Annotated in this window: 21 protein-coding genes; all 21 read left to right on the top strand. The window is 52.9% G+C overall.

All coding sequences use genetic code 11. The features are described from left to right. The first annotated feature begins 28 nt into the window (after positions 1–28). The 21 genes from RSX24_RS20245 (at position 29) to rpsN (ending at position 26,988) form a co-directional block, all read left to right on the top strand. Positions 29–1,549: a GT-D fold domain-containing protein gene (locus RSX24_RS20245; protein ID WP_343261649.1), complete on the top strand. Its 1,521-nt coding sequence runs from the start codon at positions 29–31 to the stop codon at positions 1,547–1,549. A gap of 62 nt (positions 1,550–1,611) precedes the next feature. Then, entirely contained in the window at positions 1,612–3,294 is a 1,683-nt protein-coding gene (locus RSX24_RS20240) for a glycosyltransferase family 2 protein (protein ID WP_343261648.1), read from the top strand. 275 nt (positions 3,295–3,569) lie between these two features. Then, positions 3,570–3,848, top strand: coding sequence for a glutaredoxin family protein (locus RSX24_RS20235; RefSeq protein ID WP_236414561.1), 279 nt, complete (start codon positions 3,570–3,572; stop codon positions 3,846–3,848). Positions 3,849–4,174: 326 nt separating this feature from the next. After that, a complete protein-coding gene (locus RSX24_RS20230; protein WP_343261647.1) occupies positions 4,175–5,509 on the top strand; it encodes an LLM class flavin-dependent oxidoreductase in 1,335 nt (444 codons plus the stop codon). A gap of 112 nt (positions 5,510–5,621) precedes the next feature. Then, the gene (locus RSX24_RS20225) at positions 5,622–7,259 is read left to right on the top strand and encodes an ABC transporter substrate-binding protein (RefSeq protein WP_343261646.1); all 1,638 of its coding nucleotides are present in this window, start codon (positions 5,622–5,624) and stop codon (positions 7,257–7,259) included. Between the two features lie 59 nt (positions 7,260–7,318). Beyond that, positions 7,319–8,251 (top strand): ABC transporter permease, encoded by a 933-nt coding sequence (locus RSX24_RS20220; RefSeq protein WP_236414556.1) that lies wholly within the window; start codon positions 7,319–7,321, stop codon positions 8,249–8,251. A 58-nt stretch (positions 8,252–8,309) separates the two neighbouring features. Then, positions 8,310–9,227, top strand: a complete 918-nt coding sequence (locus RSX24_RS20215; RefSeq protein ID WP_343261645.1) for an ABC transporter permease — start codon at positions 8,310–8,312, stop codon at positions 9,225–9,227. A 33-nt stretch (positions 9,228–9,260) separates the two neighbouring features. Next, positions 9,261–9,809 (top strand): NADPH-dependent FMN reductase, encoded by a 549-nt coding sequence (gene ssuE, locus RSX24_RS20210; RefSeq protein ID WP_343261644.1) that lies wholly within the window; start codon positions 9,261–9,263, stop codon positions 9,807–9,809. A 69-nt stretch (positions 9,810–9,878) separates the two neighbouring features. Further along, positions 9,879–10,751, top strand: a complete 873-nt coding sequence (locus tag RSX24_RS20205) for a LysR family transcriptional regulator (RefSeq protein WP_236414550.1) — start codon at positions 9,879–9,881, stop codon at positions 10,749–10,751. 39 nt (positions 10,752–10,790) lie between these two features. After that, positions 10,791–11,852 carry an LLM class flavin-dependent oxidoreductase gene (locus tag RSX24_RS20200; protein ID WP_343261643.1) on the top strand — a complete coding sequence of 354 codons (1,062 nt, stop codon included), beginning with the start codon at positions 10,791–10,793 and terminating at the stop codon, positions 11,850–11,852. 202 nt (positions 11,853–12,054) lie between these two features. Continuing rightward, positions 12,055–13,230, top strand: a complete 1,176-nt coding sequence (locus tag RSX24_RS20195; protein ID WP_343261684.1) for an amidohydrolase — start codon at positions 12,055–12,057, stop codon at positions 13,228–13,230. A 182-nt stretch (positions 13,231–13,412) separates the two neighbouring features. Next, positions 13,413–15,008 carry a nickel ABC transporter substrate-binding protein gene (gene nikA, locus RSX24_RS20190; protein ID WP_343261642.1) on the top strand — a complete coding sequence of 532 codons (1,596 nt, stop codon included), beginning with the start codon at positions 13,413–13,415 and terminating at the stop codon, positions 15,006–15,008. Between the two features lies 1 nt (position 15,009). Next, on the top strand, positions 15,010–15,957 hold the full coding sequence (gene nikB / locus RSX24_RS20185; RefSeq protein ID WP_339274393.1) for a nickel ABC transporter permease: 948 nt from the start codon (positions 15,010–15,012) through the stop codon (positions 15,955–15,957). Between the two features lie 2 nt (positions 15,958–15,959). Continuing rightward, positions 15,960–16,832 (top strand): nickel transporter permease, encoded by an 873-nt coding sequence (gene nikC / locus RSX24_RS20180; RefSeq protein ID WP_343261683.1) that lies wholly within the window; start codon positions 15,960–15,962, stop codon positions 16,830–16,832. 36 nt (positions 16,833–16,868) lie between these two features. Continuing rightward, entirely contained in the window at positions 16,869–17,762 is an 894-nt protein-coding gene (locus RSX24_RS20175) for an ATP-binding cassette domain-containing protein (protein WP_343261641.1), read from the top strand. Further along, entirely contained in the window at positions 17,755–18,585 is an 831-nt protein-coding gene (locus RSX24_RS20170; protein WP_343261640.1) for an ABC transporter ATP-binding protein, read from the top strand. Before RSX24_RS20175 ends, RSX24_RS20170 begins: the two co-directional genes overlap by 8 nt. Positions 18,586–18,674: 89 nt before the next feature. Next, entirely contained in the window at positions 18,675–19,886 is a 1,212-nt protein-coding gene (cntE, locus tag RSX24_RS20165) for a staphylopine family metallophore export MFS transporter CntE (RefSeq protein ID WP_343261639.1), read from the top strand. A 488-nt stretch (positions 19,887–20,374) separates the two neighbouring features. Then, positions 20,375–21,649: an S-layer homology domain-containing protein gene (locus tag RSX24_RS20160; RefSeq protein WP_343261638.1), complete on the top strand. Its 1,275-nt coding sequence runs from the start codon at positions 20,375–20,377 to the stop codon at positions 21,647–21,649. 473 nt (positions 21,650–22,122) lie between these two features. Then, positions 22,123–25,026, top strand: a complete 2,904-nt coding sequence (locus tag RSX24_RS20155; protein WP_343261637.1) for a DUF5704 domain-containing protein — start codon at positions 22,123–22,125, stop codon at positions 25,024–25,026. A gap of 223 nt (positions 25,027–25,249) precedes the next feature. Then, positions 25,250–26,461, top strand: coding sequence for a GTP-binding protein (locus RSX24_RS20150; protein ID WP_236414537.1), 1,212 nt, complete (start codon positions 25,250–25,252; stop codon positions 26,459–26,461). Between the two features lie 257 nt (positions 26,462–26,718). Beyond that, positions 26,719–26,988 carry a 30S ribosomal protein S14 gene (gene rpsN, locus RSX24_RS20145; RefSeq protein WP_236414536.1) on the top strand — a complete coding sequence of 90 codons (270 nt, stop codon included), beginning with the start codon at positions 26,719–26,721 and terminating at the stop codon, positions 26,986–26,988. Positions 26,989–26,998 lie beyond the last annotated feature (10 nt).

Genomic DNA, 26,998 nt, shown 5'->3' with positions numbered 1-26,998 from the left:
TTTCTGTGGCCGGCAAGGGGGGAATGGGGTGACAGCAGCGAAAAACACCGGAGCAAGCAGAAGAGAGGGCAAGCTTCCCGAAAGGGACCCATCAACGATGGCAAGTCAGGTTCAACGTCCAGAAGTAGAGGCAGCCAAGCTTAAGAATAAAGCAGCCCGCCGAAGAGCGGTGCAAAACCCATTCGTTAAACGCATGGGACGTCTTGTTGATGCAAACGAAGACGGGCAGCTTAATGTCGGAATGAACCAGGGCAGTGATGAGCAGATCATCGTCAACGAAAGCGACGAACCCATGGATATAAATGGCAGAAGTGGCGAGATAGCGCCTTGCAAGCAGCGAGTGTCCATTTCTGCACGCCGGGGGAGGTATGGTGCCGGAAAAGGAAAAATGTCCCGGCACTCCGGCTTTGGGCGCAGGAAACCAGGCAGCCGGGCAGGCAAAAGGGCGGGCGTAAAGCACAGGCGCGCTAAGCTTAATGCCGGAGCGCGCGCGGGCACTGCCCGCGGCCAGAGCGCGGCGCCCGGCCGCCGCCGGGGCAAGCGGGGCAAGGCTGTGCGCCGCACGCACTCGCCGGCACCGCAGGCACTGCCGGCGGGCGCTGTCGGCGCAGCACCGCCGCAAGCGGGCCAGGTGCGGCCCCGCGCCGCTGCGGGGGGTGAAGGCGCTGCCGGTGCTCGGGGCAGCGCGAAGGGCGTGCCGCCGCAGGCTGCGAAGCGGGCGGCACGGGATAGCAGCTACGCCGCCGGTTTCCGCGACGGCGTGTACGCGGGCGGGGAGGCGCTGGTGGAGCAGCGTATTCCGCCCGACCATATTCTGCCGGACGTTGCCGCGGCAGAATTGATCGCGGCGGGGGTCAACCAATATGCCTCCCGCCTTGCCCGGTTGGCCGGCCCGCATGAGGTGGCTGCCCAAATTCACGCGGCGCTGGACGCCAGGCGCCCGCTGTCGGTCATTCGCCTAGGCGACGGCGAATTGCTTGCGCTGGCAGCGGACACCGTGCTGTCCAGCAAAGAAGTGCAAGAGCTGGCCCCTTTTCTGCCTTATGCGGGAGTGCCGCGCTCCACGCCGGATGTGCGTGCCTCCTTGGCGGAAGCGATTCGCCGAGCCGATTGGGTCGGGGTGCCCATCTCGCGGGCACCTACGTTCCAAGGCCTGCTGTTTCCGGTGCTTCGTCATTTCGCGATCGATTGGTCGAGCCTGAAGTTGACCGACTCCACAATCAATTACAGCCTACATCATTCCAGGCTGCTGCCGTCCCTTCTGCAGAACCGGCGCGTGCTTGTGATCGGCGATTTGGCATCCGAACTGGGGGCGCTGCTGCAGAGCCACGGGGTGTATGTCGCCGGCATGATCGCACCGGTTGCCGGATATGCCGACATTCCGCGAGTCATGCAGCGAATTCGGAAGCATGATTTCGATCTGGCGCTGGTGGCGGCGGGCATTCCCGCAATCGTACTGTGCCGTCATATTGCGGATGAACTCGGCAAGGTGGCCATCGATTTCGGTCATCTGGCAAACAAGTTGGTTACGGGAGAACTTCAATATTGACGCGCTTCCAGTTTGATTATGTAAAAACATCAGCGCTTTGGAACTAAAAAGGAGGGAGCGGTATGGGCAGACCGGATCATGAGACAAACGGAGGGCAGCTTTATAGGCAAACAGATGAAACGTACGACGGTGAAGTTGCTTTCGCCGGGGGTGTTTCCCGCCGGGCCGAATGCCGTGCGAAGGAGCGAGCGCGGATTTTGGGGAAGGCGTCAGGCAAGCAGGCCATCCGACTGCGCTCTTCCGGTAAACCCGGAAAACGACGGAACAGGAATCGGGCGTCGGCCCCATCTGTTTTTTTGCATGCGGCAGCCCGCGGCAAGGGAAGCAAATCCAAAGCAAGCCGGAAGGGACAACAGGCTGTCCGAAGGATGAAGATATACAATCAGGGCTACAAAAGAGGGTATGAGGACGGCGTGCGCCAAGGGAAAAATTCGTTCGGCGCCGTGTTTGACGGGGTAAGCATCGTCATCCCGACTTACAATCAGAAGGATTATGTACTGAAATGCGTATCCAGCATTGAAAAGCACACCCCTGCTCCCTACGAAATCATCGTGGTGGACAATGGATCTCAGGACGGCACCGCCAACGCGCTAAGACGGATCGGGGGCATGGTTCGGGTAGCTGCGCTGGATGGCAATCGCGGATTTGCCGGCGGAGTGAACCATGGCCTCATGATGGCCAAAGGACGGCATATCGTCGTGCTGAACAACGACACGCTGGTCACGCCGGGTTGGCTGGACAACATGATGGCATGCCTTCAAAGTCAAGCGGACATCGGGGTCGTTGGTCCGGTGACGAATTATATCGGCGGCGAACAGCAGATTGAAGTGCCATATGATGACATATCGGGGATGTGGGCATTTGCCGCAAACTACAACAGGCCTGATGCGTCCAAACACCGCCTGACGGATCGTCTCGTCGGATTTTGCTGGTTGTTTTCAAGGGAATTGTTCGAACGGGTAGGTTATCTGGACGAAGGTTATGCCATAGGCAATTTCGAAGACGACGATTGGATCGTGCGTGCGAAACTTGCGGGATACAAGCTCGCTGTGGCAGGGGATGCCTTTATCCATCATTTCGGGAGCGTCAGCATGAAGGCGGTGGAAGAGCAGCGATTCGCGGCTCTGAACAAGGACAATGAGCAATTTTATGAGCGAAAATGGGGAGACCCCCACACCTTGATCGCCGAAGTTGCCCGCATGGCAAAGGAGGCTTCTGCTTCGTTCGACGTCGGCGAGCGCTCGGAAGGAAGCGCTGACGGACGCCAGCCTTTCAGGCGCAGCAGCGATTTCTATCCGGAGGGGAGCTTCTTGACGGATGTGAATGGGGACGTATATCACTTGTCTGGAGGTTGTCGGCGTAAATTGCACATTCCAGTTCCGCGGGGCATCTCTCCCGTTCGGTTGGCAAAGCCCGATCTGCTGGGCATTCCGGTCGGCAATGCCATCGATTCTTCCATGCAGATCGAGGGAAAAGCTTCGGATTCCGGCCAATCATCGGCCCATCTGCTGCAAGGAAGTTCGGCGGAATGGCCGGAAGGCAGCGTTGTTGCGGCCAATGAAGCACCGCAGATATGGTACCAGATTAGCGGCGGAAAGCGGAGAAAATATGCTTCGGCATACGCCGCCGAATGCTGGGGAGTTTACCCTTATGCAGTCATGCGGGTTCCTTATGAAAAGCTGCATGCTCTAGAAGAAGGATGGCCGATCATAGCGCCGCCGAAATTGCTGGGCTGCCAGCTGTAGGAGGGCTTGCATGGAGGTCGGCCGTGGTGCGGAATGAATCGCAGGGAGACCCGCCTTGGGTTTCATTCCGCATTCGCCAATTACATATGCTGCGAGAGATCGAATACATTCTTTCTATGTGCTTATAGGTTTATTCTATTAGCAATTCCATTGACGCTTCCTGGCCCGAGGAGTACATTTAAAGCCATAATTCTTATTTAACAGGTAGGAATTAATGGTCTAAGAATGACAGTTCTTTCGGACCTTTATTATGAAGACAAACAGGAGGTATGTCGATGTCTGCTGCAAGCAAAAAAGTCGTGTTATGGAGCAAAACGGGTTGTCATTTTTGCGGAGAAGTCAAAGCATTCCTGAATGAGCGCAACCAGCCTTTCGAAAACATTGAGGTACAAGGGCATGACGTGTTGAGGGACGTCCTCGAAGCCAAGTACGGCATTCGGCATGTGCCTGTCGTCGAGGTCGGCGTGGACGGAACATTCGAAGCGCTGCTGGAGCCGGACCTGGAAAAGCTGGCAGCCCTGCTGGCACAGCCGGGAGAAACGGCAGCCGTCTGATAGTGGGCCGGAAGCCGTTTGCATAAGCGAAGCCAACGTCTCCCGGTCATTGGCTGCGAGTCTGTCTCCGTTGGAGATGGCCGGGATTCGTTCTTATAGAAAAGTTCTATCGCAGCATGGTTGACCCGTTTCGAGGGCGGTGATAAGATTTGTGGAAATTAAAAACATACCAAACACATAGGAATAGTTATTATTTGGTGTTAAGGTCAATATCTTATCGCTGTCGTTCCGTTTCATCAGCTTGCTGCCCAAGGTTGGTTCGTTTCATCGTTGATTTCGAAGTTTTTGACTTCAGTTCAATCCCATTCGAGGAAGGCGGAATGCATATGACAACGCAACGAAAATTAAAGCTGGGTGCCATCGTCCATGGCGTGGGAGGCAGCATGACAACCTGGAGGCATCCGGAGGTTTTACCGGACGCCAGCGTTAATTTCGAATTTTACAAACGCCAGACGTTGAAAGCCGAGGAGGGCAAGTTCGACCTCGTGTTTATTGCGGACGGACTCTACATTACCGAGAAATCGATTCCTCACTTTTTGAACCGCTTCGAGCCAATCACCATCCTTTCCGCTCTGGCTGCCGTAACGTCGCGCATCGGGCTGGTCGGCACGCTGTCGACTTCCTACAGCGAACCGTTCACCGTGGCAAGGCAATTCGCGTCGCTGGACAAAATCAGCAACGGACGCGCGGGCTGGAACGTCGTGACTTCCCCTCTGGAAGGTTCGGCCAAAAATTTCAGCAAAAAGGATCATCCGTCTCATCCGGAGCGTTACCGGATCGCCAGCGAATATTTGCAGGTCACAAAGGGGCTATGGGATTCGTGGGAAGACGACGCCTTTGTCAGAGACAAGGAGAGCGGAGTGTTCTTCGATCCTTCCAAACTGCACACCCTGAATCATGAAGGGGAGTTTTTCTCCGTTCAAGGACCGCTCAACATCGATCGCTCGAAACAGGGGCAGCCGGTCATCTTCCAAGCAGGATCGTCGGACGACGGTAAAACGCTGGCTGCCAAAGAAGCCGATGCAGTCTTTACAGGGCATGACAAACTGGAGGATGCGCAGGCTTTCTACAAAGACGTCAAAGAGCGTGCCGTGGCCTACGGCCGTTCCGCGGACGATATCGTCATCATGCCGGGCATCAATCCGATCATCGGACGCACGGAAGAAGAGGCTGAGCGGAAATACAACGAGATTGCGGGTCTGGTGACGATCGAGAAAGCGTTGGATTACCTTGGCCGGTTTTTCGAACATCACGATTTCACCCAATATCCGCTGGATGAGCCGTTCCCCGAGTTGAACGGCATCGGCAGCAACAGCTTCCGCAGCACCACGGACAAAATCAAGAAGGATGCGAAAGAGCAAGGTTTGACCTTGCGCGAGGTTGCCCTTCGAGCTGCAACACCGCGAAGCAAGTTCCTGGGTACGCCCGAGCAGGTCGCGGATCAAATCCAGGCGTGGTTCGAAGCAGAAGGCGCCGACGGCTTCATCATTCATTCCGAGCTTCCGAGCGGGCTGAGCGATTTCGTCGAATTGGTCGTGCCGATTCTGCAGGAGCGCGGCATCTATCGAACCGATTACGAGCATGATACGCTGCGCGGCAATCTTGGATTGAACATTCCCGTTAACCGATACACGGCTGCCCGTCAAGAAGTTGGTATCTGACAAGGTATCGAAACTTCCTAGGGCTGCGCATGTTGCAATCTAAAACCAAGTTAACTCATAGGAAATATATATTTAAACATTGATGACTGCTGTATACAGAGGGGGAAGCGATATGATCAGGTCCATTTCGTGGTTTAAATATGTGGCGCTTGCGTCGGCCTTAATGCTGGTATTGTCCGGTTGCGGTGCAGGCCATCGGGCGAGCAGCCCGGCTCAGGCGTCGGGCGGGGAACAAGCGAAGGCAGAAGGCGGCAATTTGACCTATGCCCTCGCCACTTCTCCCGATACGCTTGATCCTCATCGCAGCGGCCTGGCCGTGGCCGTGCGGGCCATCCGAACCTTGTACGACAATTTGGTCGTGCAGCTGCCGGACGGTTCCATCAAGCCGTGGCTGGCCAAGGAGTGGACGGTGTCGGACGACGGCAAAAGTTATACGTTCAAGCTGCGTGAGGACGTGAAGTTCCATGACGGCACGCCGTTCAACGCCGAAGCGGTCAAATACAACCTGGACCGGGTCATCGATCCGGCGACCAAAGCCGCCAACGCCCTTGCCCTGATCAGACCCTACAGCTCCTCCGAGGTCATTGATGAGTACACGATCAAGGTTAACCTGTCCCAACCATCTGAAGCATTCCTCGGTAACCTGAGTCAGGCACTGCTCGGCATCGTGTCCCCTACGGCGGCGAAAAAGTACGGCGATCAGCTGGGCAAAAATCCGGTAGGTACCGGGCCGTATACCTTTGTCAGCTGGTCCGAAAATGCCGACATCGTCGTTGCCAAAAACAAGGACTATCATTGGGCACCGGAGACGGTCGACAATGACGGTGCGCCTCATTTGGATCAGATTACGTTCAAAATCGTTCCCGAAGAAGCCACGCGGATCGGAAGCGTGCAGAGCGGCCAGGTGCTTGCGGCCGAGACGGTTCCTCCGCAAAACGTCGCTGCGCTCCAAAGCGATCCGAACCAGCAATTGCTGCAAGCCAACACGGTAGGGCTGCCATATACGCTCTTTTTCAACGAACGCAGGGCACCGTGGAATGACGCAAAGCTCCGTCAGGCCGTGCAAGCCGCAGTGGACGTGGATGCCATCGTTAAAACGTTGTATCTGGGCACTTACGACAGAGCATGGTCCGCCTTGTCCCCGGGCATCCTCGGCTACGACAGCTCGCTGGAAGGCAGCATCAAGCCGGATATTGCCAAAGCCAACCAATTGCTGGATGAGCAAGGATGGACTAAGGGAGCGGACGGAATCCGGGAGAAGGACGGCAAACGGCTGACCTTGCGGTACGTAGACGGTTCGCCTAACCGGGAGAAGCGCAACGATATCGCGGCGATGATTCAGCAGCAGTTGAAACAAGTGGGGATCGAGGTGCAGGTGGAGATTACGAAGGACGTTGCCACGGTCATTTACCAGAATTGGGACTATGATTTGTACGGGAACAGCCAGGTTAATTCCGATCCCCATGCGCTGTATGCCTTTTACCACACGCCTGCCGAAGGCGAACGCCCAACGTTGTCGGGCCTGTCGGACCCGGAGATCGACAAGCTTCTTGAGCAGGGTGCGGTAGAGAGCGATACGGAGAAACGGGTGGAAATCTACAAACAAATTCAGCAGTATTTGATCGATCAGGCCGTGATCCTGCCCATTTACGTGTTCCCTTACACGGTGGCGGCATCGAAAACCGTGCAGGGCATCAAATTCGATTCGCTCGGTTATCCGCTGTTCAATGATGCGCGGATCCAGCAGTGACGCCGCTTGATGCATTTTGACGATGCATGAATTTACATTCAGGAAGGAGATGTCCCGGCATGGCACAAACGATACTGACCCGGATCGCGACCTCATTGTTCGTCATTTTTGGAGCTTCGGTGCTGGTGTACTGCATCATGTACCTTCTGCCGGGGGATCCGGTCCTGCTCATGCTGGACCCTTCCTCGGCCACGCCGGAAATGATCGCAAACCTGCGGGCACAGCTTGGGCTGGATCAGCCTTTCTATATCCAGTTTGCCAACTATTTCGGCGATATGCTGCGCGGCGATTTCGGCAAGTCCATGCTGAATTCCGACCCGGTGCTGCCGAAAATACTGGAGCATTTCCCGGCTACGCTTGCCTTGACGGCGCTCAGCGCCATTATCGCGATCGTCGTTGGCATTACGCTCGGCGTACTGTCCGCCATTCATCGCAATGGCGTCATTGACATTGTCGCCAGACTGGTCGGGTTGTTCGGCATCTCGATGCCGACGTTTTGGACCGGAATCTTGTTGATCCTGTTATTTTCGGTACAGTTGGGCTGGTTCCCGGCCATGGGGTCGGAGGGCTTCAGTTCCCTGGTGCTTCCGGCGGCAACCCTTGGGCTGGTAGGTGCAGGATTTATCGTGCGCATGGTGCGCAACAGTATGCTGGAAGTGATCAACGAACCGTTTGTCGTTGCGCTGCGAGCCAAAGGGCTGACGCAGCGAACGATCATGTACGGGCATGCTTTACGCAATGCGCTGATCCCCGCCGTCACCGTCATCGGCATGATGATTGCCGACTTGCTGGCAGGAACCGTGGTGGTAGAAACGGTGTTCTCCAGACAAGGCATCGGGCGAATCATCGCGGATGCGCTGATGGCCAAGGATTTGCCTGTCGTGCAGGGCGTCGTCTTTTTTACGGCCATCATTTACGTGGTCCTGAATTTGCTGGTCGACATCTCCTACGCGTACATCGATCCAAGGATCAGGCGTGCGGTGAAGGCATGACGATGGCAGATGTGCGGAATATCGAAGGGCATTTGCACGAAGCAGGGAGGAGAAGCAGATGAGCATGAAGCCGCTGGCTCAGGAAAAGAAAGCATGGAACCGAACCGCTGGGCGCATTCGTTGGCGGGGCGGCATTCGCAAACGCATCAAAGCATCGTTTGCGATATCGCGGTGGTTTTATTATTCCGCACTGGTCGCGGTTGCTTTTATCGTGGCCTGTGCCATCGTGCCGGGATGGATCGCTCCGTATTCGCCGACGGAAATGATGACGGACGCGATTTTGCAGGCTCCTTCAGCAGCGCACTGGTTCGGCACCGATTATTTCGGACGCGACATTTTTAGCGTCGTTGTGCATGGCAGCCGGGATTCCCTGCTCATCGGTCTCGTCTCCGTTCTGGTGGGGGGACTGGTGGGGAGCGCGCTTGGCATCATTTCGGGGTACGCGGGCGGAATGGTGGATACCGTCATTATGCGTTCCGTCGATATTCTGATGGCCGTTCCCGGGATTCTGCTGGCACTGTCTGTTGCGGCCGCGCTTGGCCCCGGACTGATGAACATCGCGCTCGCCGTGGCCGTCGCAGCCATTCCGGGATATGCGCGCGTGCTTCGCGGGCAGGTCATGTCGGTAAAGGGGCTGCCGTTCATTACGGCTACCCGTTCCTTGGGCGGTTCGAACGCGCGGATTTTTTGGAGGCATGTCCTGCCGCATTCGTTGTCTCCGCTGCTCGTTATGGCTACGCTTGGCGTAGGTACCTCCATCCTGACGGGATCGGGGCTCAGCTTTCTCGGGCTCGGCGTGCTCAAGGAAGTTCCGGATTGGGGCATGCTGCTCTCACAGGGCAGGGGCTACCTGACCGTGGCATGGTGGATTTGCACATTCCCGGGACTCGTCATTACGCTGTTTGTGCTCGCGGTCAATCTGATCGGCGACGTGCTGCGCGACCGATTGGACCCGCAAACCAAAGGAACGGCTTAACACATACCAAGATCGCTTGAGGAGGGATTGTTAATGTCAAACGTCGTAATTATCGCGGGATCGCCATCCAAGCGTTCCCGCCTGACAGGACTGATCGATTACAGTGCAGGAAAATTGGGTGAAGCAGGCACTACGGTAAATATTATTCATGTCGCCGATCTGCCGGCAGAAGATGTGGTTCAGGCCAAATTCGACAGTCCTGCCATTCAGGATGCGCTTGCGCTTGTGCAGACAGCAGATGCGGTGATTGTGTCCACCCCGGTATACAAAGCTGCCTATTCCGGCGTACTGAAGTTGTTTCTGGATCTGATCCCGCAGGAGGGATTGAAAGGAAAGCTTGCGCTTCCGCTCGTCATCGGCGGTTCCATTGCGCATTTGCTGGCGATCGATTACGCGTTGAAACCTGTGTTGGCCGCCCTCGGCGGAAGACATATCCTTGGCGGCGTATATGCCGTGGATCAGGGCATTGAACGTCTGGAAGACGGGACCTATGCCCTCTCGGCGGAGATCGCCGCACGTTTGGATCGCGCTTTGGAAGAATTGGTATTGACATTAAGCAGGGAGAGCATTACGATCTCCTAAAACCAAGTAAATTAATGGGTTAAATCAATATTGACGTTATCGTCAATGGATAAGGATACGGAGGCGCTTATGAACATTGAGAACATTGAAGCATTTGTATATATCAATCATTACGGAAGCTTCAATAAAGCTGCCGAAGTGCTTTTTTTGTCCCAGCCTTCCGTAACGGCACGCATTCAGTCGCTGGAACGCGAGCTCGGCTGCAAGCTGTTCGACCGGCTTGGCAAACAGATCGTGCTCACGGAGGAAGGCAGGAAATTCCTGCCGTACGCCCAGCAGGTGCTGCAGGTGATCCAGAAGGGAAAACAGAAGCTGCAGCAGCGGCGCACGACGCCGAATGCGCTGCGACTCGGCAGTACCATCTCGGTGTCCACCTATGTCCTCCCCGATTTCCTGCCGAAGGTCAGGGAAGCCTATCCGGATGTAACGGTCAAATTGACGACGGCGACGACGGACCAACTGGTTGCCAAGCTGTTGAACCAGGAAATTGATCTGGCGTTTGTGCGCAAGGTCATGCATCCGGCCATTCGCACGGTCGCTTTTTACGAAGATCCCATTCAACTTTACGTGTACAAAGGACATCCGTTCATTGAAAAAGGACATGTCAGCATGGAAGCGCTGCGGGATGAGCTGCTTGTGTTCTTCGAATGTGGATCGCTCGACTGGCTGCGGATTCACCGGGCATTCGACTCGCTGGAGCAACCGCCGGATATCGCCTACCATGTGGATCAGTCGGAAACCGCGAAGAAGCTTGTGCTTCAGAAGGCGGGCATCGCATTTTTGCCCGGATTGACGGTGCAGAAGGAAGTTGGGGAACAGGAATTGTTTCCGATCCAGGTGCATGAAGTCGCGGGTGTGTCGTTACAGATCAGCGTCGTGACATTGAAAGAACAACATTCGCCGTTTGCGGAGCCTTTCGGGGAGCTGTTGCGGAAGTTATAGATGAGGCAAGGCAGGTTGGCATGCGAAGGAGGAAAAAGGATGAGTATTCGTATTGGTATTTTGGATCAGACCCCGATCTATGAAGGAGAAACGCCGATACAGGCTTTCCGGCATACGATCGAGCTTGCCAAGGCGGCGGAGCGGCTTGGATTCCATCGGTTGTGGGTATCGGAACATCACGATTCGGAGCATGTCGCCGGCTCGTCGCCCGAGGTATTGATTTCGCACCTGCTTGCCCATACGGAGCGGATTCGTTTGGGTTCCGGCGGAGTGATGCTGCAGCATTACAGCCCGTATAAGGTGGCCGAGAACTTCAACGTGCTTGCCGCCCTTGGTCAGGGACGGGTGGATCTGGGCATCGGTCGCGCGCCGGGAGGTTTGCCGCGCTCCACCCAAGCCCTGCAGGAGGGAGTGAGCGATGCGGCTCCACTGAAAGAAAAGATACTGCAAGTCAAGCGGTATATTCACAATGAACCGCTTGCGGACGAGACGCATCCTCTGGCAGGCTTGCGTGCCGCACCGGTCGTCGATGCGCCTGCCGAGCTCTACGTACTTGGAGCCAGCGTGGATAGCGCGGCGATGGCCGCCGAGTTAGGACTGCCTTATGTATTTTCTCTGTTCATTAACGGCAACACGGAGGTGGCGCAGGAGGCCTTCCGCGTGTATCGCGAACAATTCGACCGTTCCGGCGGTTCCGAGCCTTACGTGGCATTGGCAGCGGCGCTCATCGTGGCGGAGACGGAGGAAGAGGCCAAGGAACTGACCAGCGAGCACAAACTCGTTAAAATTCACCTGGAAGGCGGCAAAACGCTGACGGTCGGTTCGATTGAACAAGCGGAACAGTTTGGCGAGCAATCGAATGAAAAATACCGGATCGAGGTGCTTGAACCAAGCACGATCAAGGGCAACAAGGAGAGCGTAGGCCGGGTTGTGGCCAAGCTGCAGCGGGATTTTGCCTTTGATGAACTGATCGTAACAACGGCAACCCGCGATTTCGGCAAAAGACTGCGTTCCTTCGAGCTGCTGCGCGAGGCGTTGGTAGAGCAAGGGCTGGATGCATTTGAGGCAGAGCATGAAGCTATCCAGACCGTTGTCGGCTAACCTCTGTTGTGCCAAAATTAAATTACCGCGAATCGGGCCACGACCAGAGAAGTTGCAGCTTTGATGGCGAAATGACGTGTTTCATAACGATTTGATGGATCGGAAATTGAACCAAGGGGGCCATTTCATGAAAAGCGAATTGGAGCAGCGAGAGGCGCAGGATTCGCAGGATGCGCCTAAAGAACCAACATCCTTATCGGATATGGCGGATCGCGGCCAGGATCTTTCTTTCGCGGAACGATTGACGGCTATCCGTCGTCATTTGCATCGTCATCCGGAATTGTCGGGCGAGGAATGGGAAACGACGGAATCCATCCGGGGCTGGCTGGAGGAACAAGGTATTCGCATTGCCGAGGAATACTCGCTTCGCACCGGACTGGTTGCCGAAATCGGGGAAGGCGAAGGTCCGGTTGTTGCGTTAAGGGCCGACATTGATGCACTGCCGATCCAGGAAGAAACGAAACTGGAGTATGCGTCACAGGTTTCCGGAAAGATGCATGCCTGCGGACATGACGCTCATACGGCCATACTGATCGGCGCTGCCGAATTGTTAAAACAGCGCGAATCGCGGCTGCCGGGCAGGGTTCGCCTTCTGTTCCAGCCTTCGGAAGAAAAAGCGACGGGGGCCAAACAAGTGATTCAAACCGGTGCGCTGCAGGATGTTCAAGCCATCTTCGGTCTGCATAACAAACCTGACTTGCAGGTAGGCAGCGTTGGCATCCGCGAAGGTGCACTCATGGCCGCCGCGGACGGCTTTGTTGTTAAGGTGCAGGGCAAAGGAAGCCACGCGGCCGTACCTGAGGCAGGCATTGATCCGATCGTGGTGGCATCCCATATCGTCACGGCCTTGCAGTCCATCGTGAGCCGAAATGTCGGAGCACAGGAAAGCGCCGTGATCAGCGTGACCAAAATCCATAGCGGCACGGCCTGGAACGTCATTCCGGAGGAAGCGGTGCTCGACGGCACGGTTCGTACGTTTGAAGAGAAGGTGCGGGCACGCATCAGGGAGCGCTTCAACCAGGTGGTGGCTGGCGTAGCCGCGGCATACGGCACCACCGCCACGGTCCGTTGGATTCAGGGACCTCCTGCCGTGGTCAATGACCCTTCGCTTGCAGCCTTGGCGGAACAGACCGCCGCAGCTGTAGGATTGAATGGCGTCAGGCCGCTGCCGTCACCGGCAGGCGAGGATTTTTCTTTTTATCAAAGGGAGGTTCCGGGCCTGTTTCTTTTCTTAGGTACTTCCGGGTCGCACGAATGGCATCATCCTGCTTTTGATTTGGATGAACGGGCGCTGCCGCTGGGGGCTGAACTGCTTGCATCTCTCGCGGAGAACGCACTGAGACAAGCACGGAAAGCACACTTCGGAAATGAAAAATAAATGAAGCAAGGGCTGGCACATTGGTGTCAGTCTTTTTTTGTGTGTACAACATAGATTGAATTACATATAATGATAGAAAATATGACAGGGAAATAAAGGGATTCTCCGATAGTGTGAAAATTACTGTCTTAATAGCTTTGATTGCGGTTTTAAGAGAAGCAGAAGGAAGGATTGACCATTCATTGAAAAACAAAAAGCGAGTGTTGTGTAAAAAATGGTTGTTATTGACGCTAACGGTGCTTGCCTCGGCAATGATATTGTCTTCATGCAGCGCAAAGGCAGGTGGCGGGTCTGGTGAAGGAACCTCCGCGGGCTCAGCATCCCAAAGTGAATCTGCGGTTAAAAAGATGACGTTGTTGTTCCATTTCAAGAGCAGTATGCTTGACCCTTCCAATGACCTTGTGGCGGTACGGGCAGGAATTACGGAAACCCTTGTCAGGTTAGACGAGAATCTGGCCGTTCAGCCTTGGCTTGCCACCCGATGGGATGTACAAGGAGATGATACATGGATCTTTGAGATCAGGGACGGCGTGACCTTCCAGGACGGCGCCCCGCTCAATGCGGCGGCGGTCCAAGCTTCGCTGGAGCGTGCCGTTAGCGTGAATGGGGCATTGAAAAATGCACTCAATATCAAAAGCATGCAGGCTCAAGGGCAGCAGTTGACCATTGTGACCAACAAACCGAATCCTGCCCTCGTATCGGAGCTGATCAACCCTTATGCTTCGATCATTAACGTTGAAGCGGAAAAAGCAATGGGTATGAAAAATTTCAATCTGGCGCCCGTGGGTACGGGCCCCTTTAAGGTAACGAGCTTTTCGCCAGGTATCCAAATTCAATTGGAACGTTATGACGGGTATTGGGATGGCGCTTCCCCGCTGCAGCAGGTCGATTTCAAATTCAACGAGGATGGTAACGTGCGATCATTGGCGCTGCAATCGGGCGAGGTCGACATTGCCACGCAGTTGCCTGCTGAATCCGTGGAACCGATCGAGCAGTCTTCCGATTTGCATGTGGAATCACTTCCGGGATTGCGCGTGCACTTCCTGTTGTTTAATCCGGCCGGAGAGGCAACGAAGGAATTGAAAGTAAGACAAGCTCTGAATTTGCTGCTGGATCGCCAAAGCATTGCGAATGACGTCATGTTGGGGTATGCCGCTCCAGCCAACGGTCCGTTTAATGCGAACCTTCCGTTCGGCAGCACAGATCCCGTTCAACCGGAAAACGTCGAGCAGGCCAAAGCGCTGTTGCAGGAGGCCGGTTATGTGCTCGAGAACGGGAAAATGGTGAAAGACGGACAACCGTTGACGCTGGAATTGTTGACGTACAAGGCACGTCCGGAGCTGCCGCTTATTGCCCAGGTGTTGCAATCTGAAGCGCAGAAAGCCGGTGTAACGATCAACATCCGAACGGTGGAGAATGTAGACACGGCCATCCGTGACAATAACAACTGGGATATCGTGACGTACAGCAATCTGTCCGCGCCTCGCGGCGATGGTGGATATTTCCTTAATTCGGCATTGATGCCCGGCGGGGCACTGAACGCTGCCGATATCGAGATCGATGAGCTGTCGGGCGCGGTTAACACGTTGAATGCCGCAAGCAATATGAACGAGCGAATCCGTCTGACGCAGGAAGCGGTGGAAATTTCCAAGCAGTACATGCCGCATGCTTATATCGTTTATCCGAATATCATCGTGGGTATGAGCGACCGTGTCACAGGCTGGAAACCGGGCGCCGAGGACTACTACTTTATGACGAATAAGATGGACGTGAACTGACGTGTTGAAATGGATAGGGCGACGGCTGACTCAACTGGTCATCGTGTTGTTTGTTTTATCGATTGTCGTTTTTGTGCTGATGAAGCTTGCTCCCGGCGATCCGGTGATGAGTTTGCTGCGAGCGGATGAAATGCAGGCAACCCGGGCACAGGCAGAGGCGCTGCGCGAGGAGCTTGGTTTCAACCGGCCTTTGGCCGTTCAATACTGGAGCTGGATGACGAATGTGATGACGCTTGACTTGGGCGATTCGCTGTTGAAGAACAAACCGGTCCTTGACGAATTGCTTGATCGTTTGCCAGCCACGTTACAGCTTGCGATAGGCGGCATAACCGTGATGGTGCTGATTTCCGTCCCGCTGGGTTTGCTGGCTGCGCGTTTTCCGGGAAGATTGCCTGATCATTTTGGCAAAATGTTTGCTTTGCTGGGGGCATCCATGCCGACGTTCTGGATCGGTCTGATTCTGATCTACCTGTTTTCAACCAAAATGCACTGGCTGCCCACGATGGGCAAGGGCGAATTTAAACATCTGGTGCTGCCATCCATTACGCTTGGTTTCGGTCTGGCGGCGGTCCACACACAGCTGCTCAAAACCGGCATGCTTGAAAGTTTGTCCACGGAATACGTCCGTTCTGCAAGAGCGCGAGGCATCGGCGAATTCAAAATCGTCCTGCAATATGCGCTGCGTGCGGCGTGTATCCCGGTGCTGACGGTGTTTGGCATGACCTTTGGCAGTTTGATTGCCGGCTCGGTCGTTGTTGAAACGCTGTTCTCCTGGCCCGGATTGGGCAGCATGGCGGTGGAGGCTATTTTCCAGCGAGATTATCCGCTCATACAAGGATATCTCATGATGACAGGTGCGTTTACCATTTTGGTGAATCTGCTCGTAGACCTGCTCTATGGCTGGATCGACCCGAGAATTCGTTTGCGCAAAGGGGGAGTCTCCTCGTGAGAATGGCTACAGCTCGTGGGAAGAGCTCTCTGAGTTCTGGCAAATCTCCTTCTTTCAAAAGGCTGCTGCGCAGACCAGGCATCGTGGCTGGTTCGTCCATACTTGTGTTGATGATATTGCTGATTGTGTTCGGACCGTTGTTTGTTCGGAATGACCCCGATCTGGTCAATATGTCGATCAGACTGCAGGGGCCCAGCCTGGCATATCCCTTCGGTACGGATCAGCTGGGCAGATGCTTGTTCTCCCGTTTAGTAGAGGGTGCGGGTTCGACTCTTGGCATTTCGTCGATGGTCATCGTTATGGTCATGTTGATCGGCATTCCGCTGGGTTTGCTTTCGGGATACATTGGCGGCAAGGTGGATACGTTCCTTATGCGCATTGTGGATGGGCTTAGCGTGCTGCCTGATTTTCTGTTGGTCATTGCCATCTCCGGCTTTTTGGGGCCAAGCATGGAAAACATGGTGGTGTCCATCGTATTGATCAACTGGCTTGGATATGCGCGCATTGTACGTGGGATCGTGCTGTCCGAGCGGGAAAAAGACTACATTACGGCGGCTGAGGTCGCCGGTGGAAACACATGGACCGTCCTGTGGCGACACTTATTGCCCGCAGTTCTCCCTCCGGTGCTCGTCTATGCCGCACTCGATATCGGCAAAACGATTTTGGTCATCTCGTCCCTGTCCTATCTTGGACTGGGGGCACAGCCGCCCTCCCCTGAATGGGGAGCGATGCTGAACGATGGCCGGCCGTTTTTCCAAACCCAACCGGAACTTATGATTTATCCCGGACTGGCCATTATGCTGGTGGTCATTGCTTTTAATTTGATCGGGGAAGGTCTGAGGGAGGGGTTAGACGTTCGTGGCAAACAAGGATGACTTTGATCATGAATTGGTTAAGTTGAGGTGATACTCATGGATTCAGGCACGGTGCCCATTTTAAGCGTACGGAATTTATCCGTTCGTTCGGCTGACGGGGGGCGGATGATCTTGAAGGACGTTTCTTTTGACATTCGTTCCAGAGAAATATTGGCGCTGGTTGGCGAGAGCGGAAGCGGAAAGAGCATGACGGCCAATGCCATTATTAGTCTGATGCCGCCGGGAATAAAGGTCGTTCAGGGACAACTGATTTTTCAAGGGCAGGACCTGTTGCAGCAGCATGCCAAACAGCGCAGGAAACTGGCGGGCCGATCCATCGGTTACGTATTCCAGGATTATCGGGGCAGCTTCGCTCCGTTCAGAACGATCGGCAGCCAGCTGATGGATGCGATTCGTGCTCACCGAGCATTCACGCGCAAAGCATGCAAAAAAATGGTGTTGGAGCATCTGGACAAGGTAGGTTTGCCGGCAGAACGAATCTTTTCCAGTTATTCCTTTCAGCTGAGTGGGGGGCAATTGCAGCGTGCAGCGCTTTCGGCGGTGTTGATGCTGGAGCCGGAGCTGCTGATCGCGGATGAACCAACGACGGCATTGGATGTCATTAGCGGAGAGACCGTGCTTGATCTGATGCAGGACATTCAAGGGCAGACAGGATGCGCCATTTTGCTCATTTCCCATGATTTGCAGATGGTCCTTAAACGTGCCAACCATGTTACCGTAATGAAGGAGGGGCAGATCGTTGAACAGAACACGGCATCGGATATTCGCATGAAAGCGAAGCATCCATATACGTTGAAACTGTTGGACAGCTGCCCAAAAATGCCGGTAAAGGATGATGTGGAGGAGGATAAGTCCGATGGTGATGCTGAGGAGCAGGAGCGTGGAGATACTGTAGAACGTTCGGATCGGGAGTTGGTGAAGCATGGTTAGCTCTGTTCGTTTAGGTGAGCGCTTAGCGGTTCAGGATTTTTCGCGGCCTGTACTGGCCGAGCTTCGGGGCGTGTGCAAAAGCTACCGCCATGCCGGAAACTTGGTGACAGCACTGCAGGATGTTTCTTTGCAGATTAGGCAGGGCGAGTGTTTGGGGGTTGTTGGCGAGAGCGGCAGCGGCAAAAGCACGATTGGGCGCATCCTGCTCTGTCTGGAACGTCCGGATGAAGGCGAGGTCGTCTTTGGTGGCACATCTTTGGTTGGTTTGAAAGGAAAAGCGCTTCGACAAATGCGGAAAAATATGCAAGTCGTGTTTCAAGATCCCTCATCGTCGTTAAGCCCGCGGCTTCCCGTATGGCGTTCGGTCATTGAGCCGCTGGACAACTTTCCGGAGATCGTTCCACCGTTTTTGAGCGAAGCTCGGGGTTCACGCCGGGCATGTGCCGGGCAACTGTTCGATATGGTCGGGCTTTCAACAGAGTACCTGGACCGTTACCCGCATGAATTGAGCGGCGGACAGAAGCAGCGGGTGGCGATTGCGCGCGGCATTGCGCTGAATCCCCGACTGCTGATCTGCGATGAACCGACGTCCAGCTTGGACGTGACGGTGCAGGCCGAAATTTTGCGTATGCTGAAGGGGCTCGGCCGGGAACTGGGCATCAGTTACTTGTTTATATCGCATGACATTGCTTCGGTAGCCTCTATTAGCCATCGCATCTTGGTGATGAAGAAAGGGCGACGTGTTGACCTGTTTGAAACTGAACGGATTTATGATGCAGAACGCCATGATTATACCCGCCTACTTGTTTCCAAAGTCAAATGATTGTATCGTTGGATGAAGCCGAGGATGAGAAGCTCTCGGTTTCATCAAGATGGGGTCGGGATTTGAAAGAGAGAAAGTAGGGCGCACTGTTGAATAGAGCTGCACAGCAATCTGAAAAACTGAATCCGGGTTCCTTATCGTTTATCCGGTTTTATATATTGGCTTTTTTGTTTTTTGCCGCCAATTCGGCATTGACGATCATTCTTCCGCTCCGCAGCGAAGCTGCTGGCTTGAGCCAGTCCGAAATCGGTCTGATGATGGGCGCGTACATGTTCACCTGCATGCTGCTGCGTCCTTTCGCAGCCCAGCTTCTTGGACGCTGCGGGCCGCTTCGCGTCATGAAGGGGCTGCTTGTTTTGCATGCAGCGACGCTGCTGCTGTTCATGGTGGGCGGCGTGGAGAGTTACCTGTGGCTGCGGGCGTTGCAGGGCGTGGCTACGGCCTTTTTTTCGATGACGATGCAGGCGGGGATCGTGGAGAGGCTGGAGGACAAGGATCGGGCGCAAGGATTGTCAATGTACACATTGTTTACGATGGTTCCTTCGCTGGTCATTCCCGTGCTGGCGATCCAAATCTGGGAACAGGCAAGCGGCTTCTGGTTTGTGCTGATGCTTGCTGCTCTGGCCGGATTACCGCTATTGTTCGGATTTCGTCTGGATTTGCCGGAGAGCACGGTGCAAAACAAATCGTATACGCTAACGGATATGTTCCGTTCCCTTGGCGGCGTTTGGAGGAGCACTCCTTTGCTGGTGAGCACGGTGGTCATGCTGTTTGCTTCGTGCGTGTTCGGCGCGACTGCGACCTTTTTGCCTTTGTACATGGTAGCGAACGGTGGGGCTAGTGCAGGGTTGTTCTTGACCCTCCAGGGACTGGTGGTGATTGTCTGCCGCTTCGTGCTGCGTAAAAAAATCCCTTCGGACGGCAGTTGGAATACGTGGCTGATGGCCGGATTGTTGCTGTCTGCCGCGCTGGGCACCCAGCTGCTATCGATGATGGAAATGATCGGCCCGTTGGTTTATTTGTCTGCGGTGTGCAGCGGGTTTGCGGTGGCGCTGCTTTATCCGACGCTCACGACGTTTCTATCATTTGTGCTTCCGGCAGAATCAAGATACGTGCTTATGGGCATTTTCATGTCCTCGTACGACCTTGGATTCTCATTAGGCGGGCTTGTTATGGGAGTGATTGTGCAGGCTGCGTCATATTCCGCGATGTTTATGATTTGTACGTTGCTGTCGGTGTTGGCAGTGATTCCGGTTGTCGTTTGCAGGAAGCGGATGGAGGCGGCGAAAGCGTCGTTTTAATGGGTTGAGTCATTGATATGGGACGATTTAGATGAAATATTTTCCTGTTGCCCTCTGTTCAAAGACCGAGAAATCAGTTATGCTTGATTGCAAGCATGAAATATGATCGACGACGACCTTAAAGCATAAGGCTATGAATCTGCGGATTCGTGGCCTTTTTTTTGTTGTTTGACAGGAGGTGAGGTAGGTCTTTAGGAGGAGGAGGTGCGTTTTTAGTCGGATGGAATTAATGAAAAATAATCCCAATCTCCCATGTTGCATGGTAGAATATAGGTGATTCTGACAAAATTAGATTTTTCGAATGGTGAGGACAGCTTGGTGGAGTAAGTGGAGCAAGGGAATATGTCTGCTTTCAGGTACATAGGAACATGCAGCAATATAGAAACAGGCTGAGGGCAGACGAGGAAGTAAAGCATGGAGTTAGCAAAAATGAGTCAAGACGCTTCGGGTATCGATTCGAAAAATTCAATTGAAGGAGAGTGCATGTCATGAAAAAGAGGTTGTTTTCCGGATTGATGGCATTATCTTTGTTAGCTGGCGTTATGGGAACGGGTGGGTCCTCTTCGGAGGCTGCTTCCTCGGTAAAATTTAAAGATGTGCCGGCAACGCATTGGGCATCGGAAGCCATTAATGCTGCAGTGGAACAGGGATATTTAAAAGGATACACCGATGGAACGTTTAAACCCGGTTCGCCTGTAACGAAGGCAGAAATGGCAAGCATTTTGGGAAGGCTGAGGGACCAGCCGAACTCGGCAATCCATCAAACCAATACATTTACAGACATTCCCGCATGGGCGAAAGACGGGGTGGACTCGGCTATTCAAAAAGGGTTCATTGATCCATCCGATTACAAAGGAAAACTGGATGCCGGTGCTTCCCTTAAAAGAGGGGAAATGGCAGTTTGGCTTACTCAAGGTTTGGCAACTGTTGATGCCGATTACAAGCAAGCGCTGTCTGACGTTACCAATACCGTTGTACCAGCTAAAGAATATTTTACAGGTAAACTCGCGGCTTCCGAAAAAAATGCGGTGGCAGTAGCGATGGGCACGGGGCTGATGAGCGTTGCGAATGATAAAATGTTCGGAACTGATCGCACAACCACACGCGCAGAGGTAGCCGTCCTCATTGAACGCTATTCTTCGGTGGCAAAGGCGAAGCCGTCCGATTTTAAAGGTTTGAATGAGTTGCGCCAGGTAGGTTTAACGGGCACGAACTTGAGTATTATTACGAGTGTTTTTAAAAAAACACCTCAGAACCAAGTTCTTTTACCAAGTAATTTGAAGTATGAAGTTGCTGTGACTGATGACTTTTCCAAGGTAAGAAATAAGATAATTGTGACGGACACCAACTATGCTGATCTTAAAGTGTTGAATTGGATCATTGTTGATACAAGTGTTGCTAGCAATAATCGAAGTGTTTATTATCCTGTTTTTGTAGATGAAGGTGTTAAGCTTCAAAACGGTAAATACCTCTCTTTCGTTGAGTTTAATCTGAATATTAAATCTTCATCTATGAATCAGCTTCAGGCAGGGAGTTTGCTGAGCTCGGCAACATTCAATCCTTTGACTTCACCTAGTTCAAAAGCATTCTTGTCATATGGTGCTCCAAAAACAGGGGATTACACCGAAAATAGGGGTGTTTTTGCAATTGATAATCCTATTTATTGGGCGCAAGGGTTACTACATTTCAATCAATCTATGATAAGAGCTGTAACATTAGAAACCAAAGAAGGAACCGTATTTAGTGTTATTGAGACAAGATAAGGGAGGAGTTGTAATTGAGGTTCAAATCCCTCACGGTTAAACTGTTGTTTCCGATTTTAATATTTAGTTTATTATTTAAACCGTATTCAGTACAAGCTGGTGGAGGGCCAGGCATTAAACCTGACATAAAACCTCAATACATGGTCCCCGATACTCCAGCAAAATTACAGAAAAAAGTCATACCCGTTGAAGGAGAGAAAAAGACAAATATAGGAATATATATATATCAACTTGATAATTTGAAATGGAGAGTTGACGGTGAATGCAATAATACGATACTGAATAATGATGCCTCTAATGATTTTCCGGTATCATCAACAGTTTGTATCAATTTAGATCTAGATAGAGAAGAGTATAAACCAACAACTTACTTTGATAAAAATAATAACCCATACCCCATGTCAGAATTAACCGACATATCTCTATTACCACATTACATGGACGATAACGATTACTATGATCCTGATTTAAACATGCCTAAGCTAGTATCTGTAGATTCATTTAACGGTAGGAGGGCAATTTTCACCATGAAAATAGGTGGAGTAATCCTTCCCACTGATGCTAGGCCATATAATCCTCCAAAATGGTCAGCAGACTACATCTTTAATACGGATTTGTATTGGAAAGGGTTAATTGAGGTCACCAAAGAAATAAACCTTACTAATGGTGGGTCTCTTAACAAGAATGATACAAAACAACTGAATGCAACAGTAAAGACCAAAACCGGCGATGGCAGTTTTGGCCCAGAAACGAATGTAAACAGTGGAAATGGAGATATCACATGGACTTCCTCCAATCCAACTGTGGCTACTGTTAGCAGTTCAGGGGTTGTTCATGCCTTAACCGAAGGAACGACGACGATTACGGTATTATGGGTAAAAGATGGCTATCATTTGACAACCTCAACAAATATTGTGGTCGGACAAGGTACTGATGACGGAGGTGACAATCCAGGCGGGGGCGACGTGGTGTGTGCTCCCACCATCGGTCCGCCTTCTGCGGGCACAACGATGATCATGAGCGATCTCGATCCCAATGCGACGGGAGTCATTCGCGCGGACCAGCGGGATGCGGAGAAATTCGATGTGACGAAGGGAATCCCGACCTCGGAATCGCTCTATACCAATGCGTTGACGGATAATTACCTGTTTAAGCAAGCCTGGGCAAAAATGAGCGGAAAAGTGACCTACAATTGCAGTGGTTCCATTACGTATGAGAGAGAATGGACGGTTCCAGGTCCGGAAGTATGTGATGAAGAGGGCAACTGTACGGATGGAGACCCTGTACCGGAGCGGGATACCGTTACGAAATCGTACCAATTTCAAATGACCCGCGACTACTCGTACTGGAAAATCAACAATCTGGAAGTGTACAAACTCGCCAAAGCAACGATGAGCAATTATGCGCTGCCTGGCGGCACGGTCACGATGATGCCAGCGGGGTACACCGCACCAACGCTGGAATCGAGACATGAAGAAGCCGTCGATCGCCACGTGCGTCCTGGGCAAACGGCAGCAATATCGTATACACCGCCCAAATTAACCGGGGGACTCAACGCTCCACCTGATGTTCGTGATGACACCGAACTGCTTAAGGGGATGGCCGAGACCAATACACCGCAAAGCAAAGTGAATAATGATCTGGTCAAGTTTAACAACCAGACGATCATGGATGGGGCCGAATATACGAAAGATGGACCGAACCCATCGAATATTCCGAATCCAACAAAGGTTGGGCGGGATGTACTATACAAACCTGGAAACATGATCAGCAGCACGCTGCTGAACAGAGAAAACACGGGCAGTTCCGGAAACGTTTCTTATGAATTGCTTCCAGGCAATGTGAATGGAGGGGCCAATCAAGAGCATCCGATTCAGGGGATTAATACGGTAACGGTGCATACACCGACCGTTATGTATTCCGATGCTTCCGATGACCGGGAGCACAATCAGAGAACGACGCCGGATTATGCACGCAGAGCTTTTATTCTGGACCGGCCTTTTACCGTATCGCTGCCCACCAATGGACAGCATCGCAATATTCCCGGCTACGGGGACAGAGATTATGCAAAGTATATCAAGCGCAAACAGGTGTTATTCCCGTTTGACGTGTATACGGCGAATAAAGTCACGTTTTATCCGGCAAGTACGTGGATCGATATTCCGGTTTCACAGACGGAGACCACCTTTTATTTGCCGACCTGGGTGGATGAGGGGGATTATTCGGTTTCTTATCGCTCATTTGCAGAGAACTCGCCCGAATCAGGCTTTACTTACGAGGACAAGGCAAATTTGGGTTTGGTTAACCATGTCGCCGTGAATACAGTGCCTGTGCAAGTGATTGGTCGAGTGTATGATTTTAAAATAACGGATATTGCCGATTATTATTGGGAAAATGTATTTCGGAAACAAATCGGACGTCCTGAAACAACGGGAAATAACTATTGGGTGGGTCCCTTCGGTATTGATGGCGATCCGCGTGGGAACCTGACGCCTTATATGCTGCCAATCCGTCCAGGGAGTCATCCGGTGCAGGGCTTTGGCAACGTAGCGGTAAAAACGGGTTACCTTTTCCGGTTCGACTTGAAAACCAAAGGCAACATGTTTGGAGGGCAGGATGGCATCCGAATCACGCCGAGCTTCTACGTTGTGAGCCGGGACGGCAAGTCGAGGCAAGAGGTGGACTTGTATTACCATCGCGGGCAGGAGCGTTTAATTCGGATCGGTTCCGAACAGGACCTGGAGAAACGGTACGTCGTGCTTAACGAACGGCTGCGCAATGTCCCTGGAAGCGAGCTTGGGGATACGGCCCGCTATCGATATGCCAACGAACTCACGGCCGAGGAACGAGGGCGGAGGACGTTGGTCGAGTATATGGTCCAGCAAACCGAACAAGAATCGCGGCGAAAGACGTGGGTCGGCCGTTACGACTGGATGATACTGCCTGACTCCATCCGGACGTTGATCGGGCCCAAGACAGATCTGCCAGCCAGCGTAAATGCCGACCGGGCCTTAGCCTCTGTCCAGCGTTGGTATGGAGAGTACAGCCTGCCGGCCGATGTATATGCCGTTCCCAAAGGCACCGATCTGGAGGCCGTTGCGAGACAGCAGTCATTGGATGAAAAGTCGCCCGTGTTTCTGCGAGACGGGTATATCGTGGTTAATTTTAATATCGAGACATTGCGTAACGGCAATGTGAACGAGCCTTATTTGCAATATATCCACGCTCCGCTGATGAATCAGTGGAAGTTGGAGGGTTTTGATACACGCCCTTTGAACGGCCAAGGAAACACATGGCCTTTGATGGATGGGGATGTGGTCTTTTACGATGCGGGTCGATCCAGCCGGGACGATTTTCAGTCACAGGTACCGCATTAAAGATGTAGCGTGGTAGGAAAAGTGAGCCAAAGAGCCATGAATCGGCCGATTCATGGCTCTTCTCACAACATTTTTATGGAATGTTGCCCGCACGTTTACATGAAAAAGGGATTTGACATCTTAAAGCAAGCAGAGTATAGTCATTGTTGTTAATCGTAATAATTACTATTAAATAAAAAAAGATAAAACAATTCATTACTCGTTTCAAAAGGAGAAGAATTTCATGGTACAAAAACAAGTCCCGGTAACGGTTCTTAGCGGTTACCTCGGATCAGGCAAAACAACGGTCCTCAATCATGTGTTGCATAATCGGCAAGGGCTTAAAGTAGCCGTCATCGTCAACGACATGAGCGAGGTCAATATCGATGCGGCGCTGGTAAAGGGAGAAGCAGCCTTGTCCCGTACGGAAGAAAAGCTGGTTGAGCTGTCGAACGGCTGCATCTGCTGCACCCTGCGCAACGATTTGATGCAGGAGATCGAAAAGTTGGTCAATGAGGGTGATTTCGATTATATCCTGATTGAGTCGACCGGGATTAGCGAACCGGTACCTGTGGCGCAGACGTTCACTTATGCGGATGAGGAAACCGGCATCGACCTGACAGGGCTGGCGCGACTGGACTGTCTGGTGACGGTAGTGGATGCCCACCGTTTCTGGCATGACTTTGCCTCGGGCGAAAGCTTGCTGGACCGGGATCAAGCAACGGATGAAGGCGATACCCGCGATGTGGTGGATCTGCTGATCGATCAGATCGAGACTTGCGATGTACTTCTGCTAAACAAATGTGATCTGGTGGACGAGGCCGAATTGCTGAAGCTGGAACATGTTATCCGAAAATTGCAGCCCAATGCCAAATTGATCCGTACCGTGAAGGGGCAGATCGACCCGTCCAAAATTTTGAATACCGGTTTGTTCGATTTTGAAAAAGCAAGCCTGTCGGCCGGTTGGATCCAGGAGCTGGCACGGGAATCCCACACGCCGGAAACCGAAGAATACGGCATCAGCTCTTTTGTGTACCGTCGCCGCAAACCGTTCCATCCGGCTCGTTTGGCCGCATTCATGAGCCATTGGCCGGAAGAAGTGGTACGAGCCAAAGGGTTGGTGTGGCTCGCCGCACAGGGAGATCTCGCCGCAAGCCTCAGTCAAGCCGGGCCATCCATTCAATTCGGACCGGCAGGGTACTGGACGGCGGCTTTGCCCGAAGCGGACAGGGAAGCCATTTTGCAGACCGAACCGGAGATCATGGAGCAGTGGCATGCCGAGTGGGGAGACCGCCAAACCGAACTGGTCATGATCGGCATCGAGATGGAACGTGCGCAGATCGAAGAAGAGTTGGACCAATGTTTGTTGAACGACGAAGAAATGCAGGCGGACTGGGCACGGTTTGATAATCCGCTGCCATGGCCGATCGAAGCCGCGCAGCCCCTGTTGCAATAAAACCATGCATATAAACTGCAAAAAACATACACACGTCAACGGAGAGGCAGAACCAATCTGGAGAAGCGAAGCGTTCGCCAAAAGCTTTCTGAAAGAAAGCTGCATCGGAAGCATAGGCTTATCACCGGACTTTCTCCTTTAAAAAGGGGAAACAAAAAATCTGGGAATAACAGGCGATCGGAAGAAGGTACTGCACTTGCATTGGCCTTGTGTGATTGATAGTGCGGTTTAAATATAACAGAAAGGAATGTACAACCATGGCCAAAAAATCGAAAATCGTCCGTGAACAAAAACGACAGGCAACCGTTGCCAAATACGCTGAACTCCGCCGGGAGCTGAAGGAAAAAGGAGATTATGAAGCACTGCAAAAATTGCCCCGCAACGCTTCTCCGACCCGGTTGAAAAACCGCTGCGAGCTGACCGGCAGACCGAGAGGATATCTGCGCAAATTCAAAGTATCCCGGATTGCGTTTCGCGAGCTTGCCCACAAAGGGCAAATTCCCGGGGTAACCAAATCGAGCTGGTGAGGCCATGTTT

Origin of the sequence: Paenibacillus hubeiensis, assembly GCF_032334105.1 — a bacterium.
GTDB lineage: Bacteria > Bacillota > Bacilli > Paenibacillales > Paenibacillaceae > Paenibacillus > Paenibacillus hubeiensis.
This window is presented reverse-complemented; position numbering and strand designations above follow the sequence as displayed.

What these genes read in the sequence shown, in the direction of transcription:
- ssuE (WP_343261644.1), top strand. Translation starts at nt 9,261, where the DNA reads ATGTCAAACGTCGTAATTATCGCGGGATCGCCATCCAAGCGTTCCCGC.
- RSX24_RS20235 (WP_236414561.1), top strand. Translation starts at nt 3,570, where the DNA reads ATGTCTGCTGCAAGCAAAAAAGTCGTGTTATGGAGCAAAACGGGTTGT.
- RSX24_RS20170 (WP_343261640.1), top strand. Translation starts at nt 17,755, where the DNA reads ATGGTTAGCTCTGTTCGTTTAGGTGAGCGCTTAGCGGTTCAGGATTTT.
- RSX24_RS20205 (WP_236414550.1), top strand. Translation starts at nt 9,879, where the DNA reads ATGAACATTGAGAACATTGAAGCATTTGTATATATCAATCATTACGGA.
- RSX24_RS20200 (WP_343261643.1), top strand. Translation starts at nt 10,791, where the DNA reads ATGAGTATTCGTATTGGTATTTTGGATCAGACCCCGATCTATGAAGGA.
- RSX24_RS20230 (WP_343261647.1), top strand. Translation starts at nt 4,175, where the DNA reads ATGACAACGCAACGAAAATTAAAGCTGGGTGCCATCGTCCATGGCGTG.
- RSX24_RS20150 (WP_236414537.1), top strand. Translation starts at nt 25,250, where the DNA reads ATGGTACAAAAACAAGTCCCGGTAACGGTTCTTAGCGGTTACCTCGGA.
- RSX24_RS20175 (WP_343261641.1), top strand. Translation starts at nt 16,869, where the DNA reads ATGGATTCAGGCACGGTGCCCATTTTAAGCGTACGGAATTTATCCGTT.
- RSX24_RS20160 (WP_343261638.1), top strand. Translation starts at nt 20,375, where the DNA reads ATGAAAAAGAGGTTGTTTTCCGGATTGATGGCATTATCTTTGTTAGCT.
- RSX24_RS20195 (WP_343261684.1), top strand. Translation starts at nt 12,055, where the DNA reads ATGGCGGATCGCGGCCAGGATCTTTCTTTCGCGGAACGATTGACGGCT.
- RSX24_RS20240 (WP_343261648.1), top strand. Translation starts at nt 1,612, where the DNA reads ATGGGCAGACCGGATCATGAGACAAACGGAGGGCAGCTTTATAGGCAA.
- RSX24_RS20225 (WP_343261646.1), top strand. Translation starts at nt 5,622, where the DNA reads ATGATCAGGTCCATTTCGTGGTTTAAATATGTGGCGCTTGCGTCGGCC.
- rpsN (WP_236414536.1), top strand. Translation starts at nt 26,719, where the DNA reads ATGGCCAAAAAATCGAAAATCGTCCGTGAACAAAAACGACAGGCAACC.
- RSX24_RS20155 (WP_343261637.1), top strand. Translation starts at nt 22,123, where the DNA reads ATGCCTAAGCTAGTATCTGTAGATTCATTTAACGGTAGGAGGGCAATT.
- RSX24_RS20220 (WP_236414556.1), top strand. Translation starts at nt 7,319, where the DNA reads ATGGCACAAACGATACTGACCCGGATCGCGACCTCATTGTTCGTCATT.
- nikC (WP_343261683.1), top strand. Translation starts at nt 15,960, where the DNA reads ATGGCTACAGCTCGTGGGAAGAGCTCTCTGAGTTCTGGCAAATCTCCT.
- RSX24_RS20215 (WP_343261645.1), top strand. Translation starts at nt 8,310, where the DNA reads ATGAGCATGAAGCCGCTGGCTCAGGAAAAGAAAGCATGGAACCGAACC.